General features: G+C 69.7%; 11 protein-coding genes. 4 read left to right on the top strand and 7 right to left on the bottom strand.

Annotated features, from left to right (window positions below; all coding sequences use genetic code 11):
- Nucleotides 1–392: 392 nt before the first annotated feature.
- Nucleotides 393–869: a hypothetical protein gene (locus tag AB8Z36_RS16260; RefSeq protein ID WP_369214023.1), complete on the top strand. Its 477-nt coding sequence runs from the start codon at nt 393–395 to the stop codon at nt 867–869.
- A gap of 190 nt (nt 870–1,059) precedes the next feature.
- Here the strand turns inward: AB8Z36_RS16260 and AB8Z36_RS16255 are convergent, their stop codons facing one another.
- Nucleotides 1,060–2,169, bottom strand: a complete 1,110-nt coding sequence (locus AB8Z36_RS16255; RefSeq protein WP_369214022.1) for an FAD-dependent oxidoreductase — start codon at nt 2,167–2,169, stop codon at nt 1,060–1,062.
- 155 nt (nt 2,170–2,324) lie between these two features.
- Between AB8Z36_RS16255 and AB8Z36_RS16250 the strand changes: the two genes are divergently transcribed.
- The 3 genes from AB8Z36_RS16250 to AB8Z36_RS16240 all read left to right on the top strand — a co-directional run bounded on the left by AB8Z36_RS16250 (nt 2,325) and on the right by AB8Z36_RS16240 (nt 3,579).
- Nucleotides 2,325–3,005 (top strand): TetR/AcrR family transcriptional regulator, encoded by a 681-nt coding sequence (locus AB8Z36_RS16250; protein ID WP_369214021.1) that lies wholly within the window; start codon nt 2,325–2,327, stop codon nt 3,003–3,005.
- 170 nt (nt 3,006–3,175) lie between these two features.
- The gene (locus tag AB8Z36_RS16245) at nt 3,176–3,394 is read left to right on the top strand and encodes a TetR/AcrR family transcriptional regulator (RefSeq protein WP_369214020.1); all 219 of its coding nucleotides are present in this window, start codon (nt 3,176–3,178) and stop codon (nt 3,392–3,394) included.
- Nucleotides 3,395–3,447: 53 nt separating this feature from the next.
- Nucleotides 3,448–3,579: a hypothetical protein gene (locus AB8Z36_RS16240; protein WP_369214019.1), complete on the top strand. Its 132-nt coding sequence runs from the start codon at nt 3,448–3,450 to the stop codon at nt 3,577–3,579.
- Between the two features lie 724 nt (nt 3,580–4,303).
- Here the strand turns inward: AB8Z36_RS16240 and AB8Z36_RS16235 are convergent.
- Genes AB8Z36_RS16235 through AB8Z36_RS16210 form a run of 6 tightly spaced genes read right to left on the bottom strand, consistent with a single transcriptional unit; the run spans nt 4,304 to nt 9,939 of the window.
- Entirely contained in the window at nt 4,304–5,839 is a 1,536-nt protein-coding gene (locus tag AB8Z36_RS16235; RefSeq protein ID WP_369214018.1) for a long-chain-fatty-acid--CoA ligase, read from the bottom strand.
- 36 nt (nt 5,840–5,875) lie between these two features.
- Entirely contained in the window at nt 5,876–7,027 is a 1,152-nt protein-coding gene (locus AB8Z36_RS16230; RefSeq protein WP_369214017.1) for an acyl-CoA dehydrogenase family protein, read from the bottom strand.
- Nucleotides 7,024–7,851 carry an SDR family NAD(P)-dependent oxidoreductase gene (locus AB8Z36_RS16225; RefSeq protein WP_369214016.1) on the bottom strand — a complete coding sequence of 276 codons (828 nt, stop codon included), beginning with the start codon at nt 7,849–7,851 and terminating at the stop codon, nt 7,024–7,026. The genes AB8Z36_RS16230 and AB8Z36_RS16225 overlap by 4 nt, the downstream gene beginning before the upstream one ends.
- A 33-nt stretch (nt 7,852–7,884) precedes the next feature.
- Nucleotides 7,885–8,295 (bottom strand): MaoC/PaaZ C-terminal domain-containing protein, encoded by a 411-nt coding sequence (locus AB8Z36_RS16220; RefSeq protein WP_369214015.1) that lies wholly within the window; start codon nt 8,293–8,295, stop codon nt 7,885–7,887.
- Complete coding sequence (locus AB8Z36_RS16215; RefSeq protein ID WP_369214024.1) at nt 8,292–8,753, bottom strand: MaoC family dehydratase N-terminal domain-containing protein; 462 nt, start codon at nt 8,751–8,753, stop codon at nt 8,292–8,294. Before AB8Z36_RS16215 ends, AB8Z36_RS16220 begins: the two co-directional genes overlap by 4 nt.
- Nucleotide 8,754: 1 nt before the next feature.
- Entirely contained in the window at nt 8,755–9,939 is a 1,185-nt protein-coding gene (locus tag AB8Z36_RS16210; RefSeq protein WP_369214014.1) for a lipid-transfer protein, read from the bottom strand.
- Nucleotides 9,940–10,124: the final 185 nt, after the last annotated feature.

Here is a 10,124-nt window from a genome sequence, read left to right as displayed (position 1 = left end):
CATCCACGCTGTGCTCCGCGTGCCCGCCACCTGGCCGTGCACGCGGAGCACAGCGTGGATGTACGCACTTTCTACGCTGTTGATGCTGCTGAGCAGCAGACGGATTACCGAGCCGCGACCGAGCCGCGACCGAGCCGGTCAACGGATGGATCTCCGGCCGCGACAGCTGGCTCGAAAGTGCCGCTTACAACCAGCGCCGCAGGAACCGGCGGGCTACGCCTCAGGTTGACGCGCACCATCAACCCGCCGCTGGATGCCCCGAGTCGGGTGTGACCCCTAGCGTCCTGGTCATGGCCACGGCGCCCGGCTGACCACTACGGCGCCTGGACAGCTGCGGGTCCACGGGGGACCCGTCCGGGACCCGGCCCGCAGTGTGAACGGAAAGGTACGTCATGCAGATACGTCGCAGCCTCGCTCTCGCGACGGCCACGGCAGCGCTGGGGGGCGCTGTCGCGGTGGCCGCACCCGCAGCGCAGGCCGAACCGGCCCAGCAGCCTCCGGCCAAGCAGTCCGCGCAGCTGGCGGAGGCGCGGACCAACGACGCCGCTTCCGCCCGGGCGAGCTGGCACCTGATCTGGGGGCCCAGGAGCCACACGCCCACGAAGTACTGGGCCACGCCCGACTTCGTCCCGCGCAGCGGAACGCTCGGGGTGAACGCGCGGTGCTGGAACGGCGGGGACGGCACCAAGTATAAGATCGACATAGTGCGGACCCGTGACAAGAAGGTCGTCAAGAAGGGCGGCTGGGGGTACTGCAACGGTGGCTGGATGACCGTGAAGACCGCCGCGGCCTCCGGGACCTCGTACTACATGCGCATCTACCTCACCAGGGCGCACACCGTCGAGGCCAAGGCCTACTACTACAGGTGAGTCGTCTGTCCGCTGCGTTCCGGCACCCCCGGGACGCAGCGGACAACACCAGCCCGCGCCGCTGCCGGTGCCGCTGCTGGCGCTGAAGGCGTATCACCTTCACGTCTCCGTGGGCTCCTGCTCGTGGTGTTCCACCCATCGACGGATGCTGGTCCTGTATCCCCATCCACCATCCCCTTCAGAAACCCCTTCAGTCGGGCCGGAAGAACTCCAGCATCCTCTGGGCCGCGTCCGGCGCCATCAGGAGCTCCTGGATTCTCGTGGACATGCGGGCCGCAGCGCCGGTGCGTTCGAACATCTCGCGTTCGTACTCTCTGACGGCGGCGGGGAAGTCGTCCCGGTGCGCGGCCAGCGCAAGGCCGAGCGACGCGCCGTCGAGCAGGGCCATGTTGGCGCCCTCGCCCACTGGAGGCATCAGGTGGGCGGCATCGCCGACCAGTGTGACGCCGGGCGTCGACGGCCAGGTCAGACCGGCCGGGAGGGCGGTGATCGCACGCGGCACGATCGTGTCGTCGCAGGCGGCGATCAGCGCGGTGAACCGCGGGTGCCAGCCGGGCAGCAGCTCGATCAGCCGCGCGCGGGCGGCGGCCGGGTCGTCGAAGGGAATCCCGCTGGTGGCGAACCAGTCCTCGCCGGTGCGGTAGAAACTGAGGCCGATGCGGACGCGCCCGTCGCCGTTGCGCTGTGCCGCCAGGGACAGTCCATCGCCGAGCACCCAGTAGTTGCCGCGCCCGACCATCGCCGCGAGGTCGGGGTGCGTACGGTCGATGTCGGGGATGCCGATCTCGACGACGTTCTGGCCGAGGTGCCCGGGGCGGGCGTCGGTGAGCAGCGTGCGGACCCGGGAGTTCGCGCCGTCCGCACCGACCAGCAGGTCGTACGGTGCGCTGCTGCCGTCGGAGAGGCGCAGCAGGCCGTTGTCGGCGGATTCGTACGCCTGCCCCCAGCGGACCATGCCGTGGGGGAGGTAATCGAGCAGCAGATCGCGCAGGTCGGCGCGGTCGACCTCGGGGCGCGCGAGCGGGGCGTCGTCGGGCGTGTCCTCCTGGTGCAGCAGGGTGCCGTCCGGTTGGAGAAGGCGCATGTCCTGGCCCTCCCCACGGGCTATCGCGAGGAACTGGTCGATGAGACCGGCCTCGCGCAACGCCCGCTGGCCGGAGTGGATGTCGAGCATGCCGCCCTGGCCCCGCGCCTCGCGGGACTCCTCGCGTTCATGAACGACGGCGTCGATGCCGTTGATGTGCAGCATGCGGGCGAGGGCGAGGCCGCCCATGCCCGCTCCCACGATGGCGATGGTCATCGTTGTCTCTCCTCCTTGATCCCGGTGCTGCGGCGCGGTACCGCACGTCGGCCGTCGCGGAGGCGTCACTGCGTCACGTCAGCCGGACCGATACAGGCCGATACACTGTATGGCCCGATACACTGTATCGCTCCATGCGATGTATCGTTGGCGGCATGTTGGTGTGGGAGCGGCCGGAGCCGCGGAATCGACCCGTTCCGGCTCCGCTGAGCCGGGACCGGATCGTCCGGGCGGCGATCCGACTCGCCGACGCGGACGGCTTGGACGCGGTGTCGCTGCGCAAGGTCGCCACCGCGCTGGACGTACGCCCGATGCGGCTGTACGGGTACATCGACAGCAAGGAGGAACTGCTCGACCTGATGGTCGACGCCGCCTACGCCGAGATCCTGCCGGTCGGCGACGACTGGCGCGAGGTGCTCCGCTCTCTCGCCGAATCCGTCAGGCACACCGCTCACGAACACGAATGGCTCGCCGACCTCCTGGGCGGCCGACCGCAGCTCGGGCCGCACGCGCTGGCCAGCGGGGAGCGGGTGATGGCCGCGCTGGGGGAGCTCGGCGTGGATGCCGTCATGCCGGTGACCGCCGCGGTCAACGCGTACGTGATCGGCGCGGTACGCCGGGAGATCGCCGAGCGGCGTGCCGAGCGGACCACCGGAATGGACGAGAAGCGCTGGCAGGCCTCACTCGGGCCGTACTTGCGGCGCACCATCGCCACCGGGCGGTTCCCCGCCCTGGCCACGGTGGTGCGCGACGCCGCCCACCTGGACGCCGACGACACCTTCCGGATCGGCCTCGACTTCCTGCTCGACGGCATCGGGGCCCGCGTCTCGAAGTGACGCGGGGTCATCAGCCCGCGGAACGGGGGGAACCCTTCTGGTCCGCGCTCGGCGGACCTCTGGGAGCCCGCGCGCCGGGGTGCCGAGTCCACAGTCGGCTGCCCGCAGAACCCCGCTCATTAGTCAGCACGTACTAGTCAGTCAGCTCATGCCGCCTGTTACTTTGCGGCATGGCCGCCTCCCACTCCGCCCCGCTGCCCGTACAAGAGCGGTCGAGGAACACGCGCGGACGCATCCCCGCCGCGGCGGTCACCTGCCTCGCCGAGGACGGGTATACGGCGACGACGACCCCGCGCATCCAGGAGCGTGCCGGGGTCTCCCGCGGCAGCATGCTCCACCAGTTCCCCTCGCGTGACGCGCTGCGCTGGGCCGGCACATCCGTGAGCTGATCACCGGCCTGTTCGGCCCGGGACACGTCGCGCACCCCGCGTTCCCCGACCTCGTGCCGGTCCTGCTGTCGAGCATGCGCGGCGTGGCCCTCACCTGCACCTTCGAACCGCGCGACCACGGGAGCGATCCCCACCTCGCGGCGTGGAAGCGCCTGGCGCACCGCATCCTGGTCACGCCGGGCTGACGGGTACGTTCGCCGCGAGGATTTCGTACACCTTCGCGGCGAGGTTGGCGTGGACCGAGGCGTGCTGGGCGATGTGCGGGGCGATGAGACGCATGGCCTCGTCCGGCGCGCTCGCGCGGGCGAACGCCGCGTCCAGGCGTGGCCGCCGCGAGCAGCAGGCGCTCGCGGCCGGGTGTGCCGCGCCCGGCCGGTAGGGGTGAGGGGGGCGGCGGCGATGGCGTGCAGCGCCGCCCTGACCGCGGCACGGCGGCTCGGCGGCCTGGCGTGGATGGTGCCGCTGCCCAGGCAGGTGAGTGCCGACAGCATCGCCCGGACCAGCAGCTCTCCGTTGCCCTCGGCCAGGTCGGCGCGGTGTGTGCGCAGCACCTGCCCGAACGCCGCGGCCCAGTTGAGTACCGCCTCGCGGCGCTTGCGCCGCTCCTCGGGCTCGGCGTGGCCCACCTCGCGGTCCCACAGGTCGACGACGTGGGGAGGGGGGCGAGGGCCGTCGCGGTGATGGGCTGCTCGAAGCAGGCGAAGGTCTCCCGCAGTACGGCGTTCCGCAGGTCGTTCTTGTTGCTGAAGTGTCGGTACAGCGCGCTGGCAGTGATGCCCACGCGTTCGGCGAGCGCGTTCATCGTGACGTTCGGGTAGCCGGGTTCGATGAACATGTCGCGCGCTTGCAGGACGATCTGCCGCTTCCTGTCCCTGGGGCGTCTGCGGGGCGCGCCGACCGACTCCGAAGTCAGCCCTGGCTGCCTCCTTCGGCCATCGTGCGCAGCTCCCGCTTGAGGATCTTACCCGCCGCCGACATCGGGAAGGTGCCGACGATTTCCAGGCTGCGCGGACACTTGTACCCGGCGATCTCCTCCCGGCAGAACTGCCGCAGTTCCGCCAGCGTCAGCGCCGCACCGGGGACGAGGCCGACGACGGCGTGCACGCGCTCGCCCCACTGTGCGTCGGGCACGCCGATCACGGCGACCTGGGCGACCGCGGGGTGTTTGGCGACGGCGTTCTCCACCTCGACGGAGTAGACGTTCTCCCCACCGCTGATGATCATGTCCTTGATGCGGTCGACGACGTAGACGTAGCCGCGTTCGTCCATGTAGCCGCCGTCACCGGTGTGCATCCAGCCGCCGCGCACCGCCTGGGCGGTCTCCTTGGGCTTCTTCCAGTAGCCGAGCATGACGTGGTCCCCGGCGGCCACGATCTCGCCGACCGTGCCGCGCGGCACCTCCTCGTCGAGGGGGTCGACGATGCGGACCCGGGCGAAGGCGGAGGCCCGGCCCGCCGAGCGGCGCAGCACCGGATCGTCGTGATCCTCGTCGGACAGGAACGCGGTGCCGGGGGAGAGTTCGGTCATGCCGTAGGCCTGGAGGAACCGCGCGGAGGTGAAGACCTCGCGGGCCCGGCCGAGCACCGTCTCGGAGATCGGTGAGGCCCCGTAGACCAGCAGTTCCAGGCTGCTGAGATCGTGCTCGTCCACCGTGGGATGGTCCACGATCATCTGGAGCATCGTGGGCACAAGGAGCACCTGCTTGGCGCGGTGTTCGGTGATCGCGCGCATCACCTGTACCGGGTCGAAGGCGGGCAGGGGCACGGTGGTCGCGTTCAGCAGCATCCCGGCGATCCAGGCGCTGAACCCGGCCATGTGGAACGCCGGGGCGACCAGGATGGACGCGCCGCCCTGGGGCACCTGACTCTGCGCGAGCAGCATGCCCATCGCGGCCACGCAGATCTGGCGGTGGCCCAGCATGACGCCCTTGGGGATGCCGGTGGTGCCGCCGGTGTAGAAGATGCCCGCCAGCGCCTCGCCCTGGCGGTGGGCGTCCTCGACCGGGTCGGCGGACAGCAGTTCCGCCCAGGGGATCGCGGCGTGCGGCAGCTTGTCCTCGCCGCACTGGATGAGCGTGTGCAGCCTGGGCGCCTGGTTGCGCAGTTCGTCGGCGAGGTGGGCGAACTGGTCGTCGACGAAGAGCACCGAGACATCGGCTTCGTCGAGCGAGTAGGCGATCTCCTTCACACTCCAGCGCGTGTTCACCGGCACGATGACAGCGTCGGCCCAGGCGACACCGAGCACGATCTGGCAGAAGCGGTCGGTGTTCAGGGACAGCACGCCGACCCGGTCGCCGCTGTCGACGCCGATGAGCTTCAGACCACCGGCGATCCGGGAGACGATGGCGCGTGTCTCCCGGGCCGTGGTACCCCGCTCGCCGTACACGGTGAAGAGGTCGTCAGGCGTTTGCTGCGCCGCGCGGTGCAGCGGTTGAGTGAGGTACATGAGTCGCTCCTTCGCGACAGTGTGCTTGACCGCTTGCTAGAGCGACCGCGCGATGAGGTCCTTCATCGTCTCGTTGGAGCCCGCGAAGATCTTCGTGACGCGGGCGTCGGCGAACATCCGGGCGATCGGGTACTCCCGCATGTAGCCGTAGCCGCCGAAGAGCTGCAGACACCGGTCCACGATGGTCACGTACTGCTCGGTGGTCCACCACTTGCTCATCGCGGCGGTGGTGGCATCCAGCTCGCCCGCCAGATGGCGCTGCACGCAGTCGTCGATGAACGCCCGCGCCACACGTGCGGTGGTGGCGGCCTCGGCCAGCACGAACCTGGTGTTCTGGAAGTCCCACAGGGTCTTGCCGAACATGTCGCGGGACTTGGCGTACTCCGTGGTCAGGGCCACGGCCGCCTCGGCGCTTGCCACCGCCTGGACGCTGATGACGAGGCGCTCCTGGGCGAGCTGGGTCATCAGCTGCCCAAATCCCTCGCCCGGCCGGGGGCCCAGCAGGTTGGCGGCCGGGACCCGCGCGTCCTGGAAGGACAGCTCGGAGGTGTCGGCGGAGGGCTGGCCCACCTTCTCAAGGACCCGGCCGCGCACGAAGCCGGGGCAGGAGTCGACCTCCACCACGATGAGCGAGATGCCCTTGGCGCCCGCGGTGGGGTCGGTCTTGGCGGCCACGACGATCAGGTCGGCCTGCTGGCCGTTGGTGATGAACGTCTTGGCGCCGTCGATGACGTACTCGTCACCCTCGCGCACGGCCTTGGTGCGGATGTTCTTCAGGTCCGAGCCGGTCCCGGGCTCGGTCATGGCGACCGCCCCGACCAGGTCACCGCTGGCCATCCCGGGCAGCCAGCGCTTCTTCTGCTCCTCGCTGCCATAGGCCAGGATGTAGTGCGCCACGATGCCGCTGTGCACGCCGTTGCCCCAGCCCGTCTCGCCGAGGCGCGCCTGTGCCTCGACGACGGCGAGATCGTGGGCGAAGGTGCCACCCCCGCCCCCGTACTCCTCCGGGATGGAACAGCACAGCAGGCCCAGCTTGCCCGCCGCGCGCCACACCTCGCGGTCGACCTGGTGCTGCTGCTCGAACTCCTCGCGTCTGGCCGCCACTTCGCTCTCGATGAACTTGGCGGCCAGTTCGCCGAGTGCGACGACTTCCTCATCACGCCACGACGCCACGCTGTACGTGCTCATGCCTCCCAGCCTCCGCCCGTGACGATGATCTGGCCGCTGATGTAGTCGGCCTCGGGGTAGGTGAGCAGGGCCACCGAACCGGCCGCCTCTTCGGGCGTGCCCGGCCTGCCCAGCGGGATCATCGACTTCGCCGCCTCCAGGAGCTGCTGGCTGATGCCCACCTTGATCTCGACGCCGTCGATGTCGATGGTCGAGGCACCATCGGCCGGAGCCGTGGTCAGCCGCGTCTCGATGAAGCCGAACGCGACCGCGTTGACGTTGACCCGGTAGCGGCCCCACTCCTTGGCCAGCGTCTTGGTCATGCCGACGACGGCTGCCTTGGCCGACGCGTAGTTGACCTGCCCGGGGTTGCCGGAGAGCCCGGCGACCGAGGAGATGTTGACCACCTTGCGGTGCACCGTGAGACCCGCTGCGACCTCGGCCTTCGCCGCCTTGCTGATCACCGGCTGCGCGGCGCGCAGGATGCGGAAGGGAGCCTTGACGTGGACGTCGTGGATGGCGTCCCACTGGTCGTCGGTCATCTTCTGGATGACGGAGTCCCAGGTGTATCCGGCGTTGTTGATGATGATGTCCAGGCCGCCGTAGGTGTCGGTGGCCGTCCGCACGAAGCGCTCGGCGAAGTCCGGCGCGGTGACGCTGCCGGGGCAGGCGACCGCGCTGCCACCACTGGCGACGATCTTTTCGACGACCTCGTTCGCCGGGCCGCTGTCCAGGTCGTTCACCACGACGTTCGCGCCCTCGGCCGCGAGCTTCACCGCGATGGCCTGGCCGATGCCCCGGCCCGCACCCGTGATGATCGCTGTCTTTCCGTCCAGTTTCCCCATGGGATGGTCCTTAGAGTCGAAAGTGAGGGTGGGTCAGTCGAGGGCCACGACGGCGTGGCCGCGCAGTGTGGTGGTGCCGTCGGCGAGGGTGACGGTCAGTTCCAGGGTGGCCAGGCGTTCGCCCTTGACCTCGTCGATCGAATCGACGCGCGCCCGGCAGACCGGCTCCGCCGCGACGGGCGTGATGGAGACGAAGCGGACGCCGTAGCGGCGCAGGCGCTGCTGGGGTGCGATGCGGGTGAGCAGCCGGGCTAGGTAAGCCATGGACAGCATGCCGTGGGCGAAGACGTCGTCCAGTCCTGCGGACTTCACCACGTCGAGGTCGAGGTGGATCGGGTTGTGATCCCCCGAGCCACCGGCGAACAGCGCCAGGGTGGTGCGGGAGATCGGCTCGACCGGCAGCGGTGCGAACTCGTGGCCGACACTCCAGGTCGTGGTGGTCATGCCGTCACCCCGCTCAGCTCGCGGATCACCGTGGTGGAGACCGCCTCGGTGATCAGCTCGCCGTTCTGGTCGGTGATGCTGGTGGTGCTGACCAGGAACTCAAGTGCGCCGCCGCGCTTGTCGTAGATGTCGGTGATCCGCTCGGTCGCGGTCAGCGTGTCCCCGGCATGGGCCAGGCGGTGGTACATGAACTCCTGCTCGCCGTGGAGCACGGCTCGCATGTCGACACCGAGTTCACTCAGCCAGGCGAAGGGGTCGGGTGACTCCAGGCGGACGGCGGTGAAGAACGTCGGGGGTACCGGAAGATCCGGATGCCCGGCGGCCTTCGCCGCGTCGAGGTCGGAGTAGACGGGGTCGGTCTGGCCGGTCGCCTTGGCGAACAGGCGCAGCCTGCTGCGGGAGATCAGCAGGGTCTGGGTGCCCACGGTGCGTCCGATGTGCGCGCGGTCGATCGCCATGTCAGACACCGGCCTTCTCGTACAGGGTGACCACGCAGGCGCCGCCGAGCCCGAGGTTGTGCTGGAGCGCGACGTTCACGCCGTCGACCTGACGGGCCTCGGCGTGGCCACGCAACTGCCAGACCAGTTCGGTGCACTGCGCGAGCCCGGTCGCGCCCAGCGGGTGGCCCTTGGACAGCAGGCCGCCGGAGGGGTTGGTCACCACTCGGCCGCCGTAGGTGTTGTCGCCCTCCAGGACGAACTTCTCCGCGGTGCCCTGCGGGGTGAGTCCGAGCGCCTCGTAGGTGAGGAACTCGTTGGTGGTGAAGCAGTCGTGCAGCTCGACCACCCGCAGATCCTCGGGGCTGACGCCGGAGGCCTCGTACACCTCGTGCGCGGCCTTGACGGTCATGTCGTAGCCGACGACCTTGCGCATGTCCCCGGCGTCGAAGGCGCCCGGCACATCGGTCACCAGCGACTGGGCCTTGATCCGGACACTGTCGTCGCAGCCGTGCGCGCGGGCGAACTCCGGCGTGCACACGACTGCCGCGGCGGCGCCGCAGGTCGGCGGGCAGCATTGCAGGCGGGTCAGCGGACCGTAGACCACCGGCGAGGCGAGCACGTCCTCCAGGGTGATCGGGTCGCGGAACACGGCACAGGGATTGTTCGCCGCGTGCCGCCGCGCCTTGACCGAGATACGGGCGAACACGGCCGGGTCGATGCCGTATTCGTCGACATAGGCCTGACCGGCGCCGCCGAAGAGCCGGGCGGCCTGCGGTGCGTCGTCAGGCCCGCAGATGTCCCGGTGGGCGTCGTCGTGCCGGAACAGCGGCGACACCCGGTCGGTGAACGTACTGCTCAGCGCGCCCGGGGTCATCTGCTCGAAGCCCAGGGCGAGTGCGCAGTCGACGACGCCGCTCGCGACCGCCTGGCGGGCCAGGAACAGTGCCGAGGAGCCGGTCGAGCAGTTGTTGTTGACGTTCACGACCGGAATCCCGGTCAGCCCGAGACCGTACAGAGCGGCTTGACCAGAAGCTGAATCACCATATACATACCCGGCGTAGGCCTGTCCCACCGCGCTGTAGTTGAGCCCCGCGTCCGCCAGTGCAACCCGGGCCGCGTTCTCGGCGAGGTCCAGGTAAGCACCACTCTCGCGGGGCTTGGCAAACGGGACCATGCCCACGCCCGCGACGACCACGTCGGTCACGAGAGTCTCCCTCCTGTCGCATGCGTTCCACGCACGTTGTGTTCATAGACTTATTCGGCATTCACTTCCTGTCAAGCGTCGAGCTGAGTGACGGGCGGCTTGACCGGCCTGGCGGGGGAACTAGTCAGGGTTGACTAGTCAATGGTCTTAAACCGCTGCGCGTCCGGGTGTGGCCAGGGTGGCCC

It is taken from the genome of Streptomyces flavofungini (assembly GCF_041028215.1).
In the GTDB taxonomy this organism is placed as follows: domain Bacteria; phylum Actinomycetota; class Actinomycetes; order Streptomycetales; family Streptomycetaceae; genus Streptomyces; species Streptomyces flavofungini_B.
The sequence above is the reverse complement of the archived record's forward strand: the minus strand, read 5'-3'. Positions and strand labels throughout refer to the sequence as shown.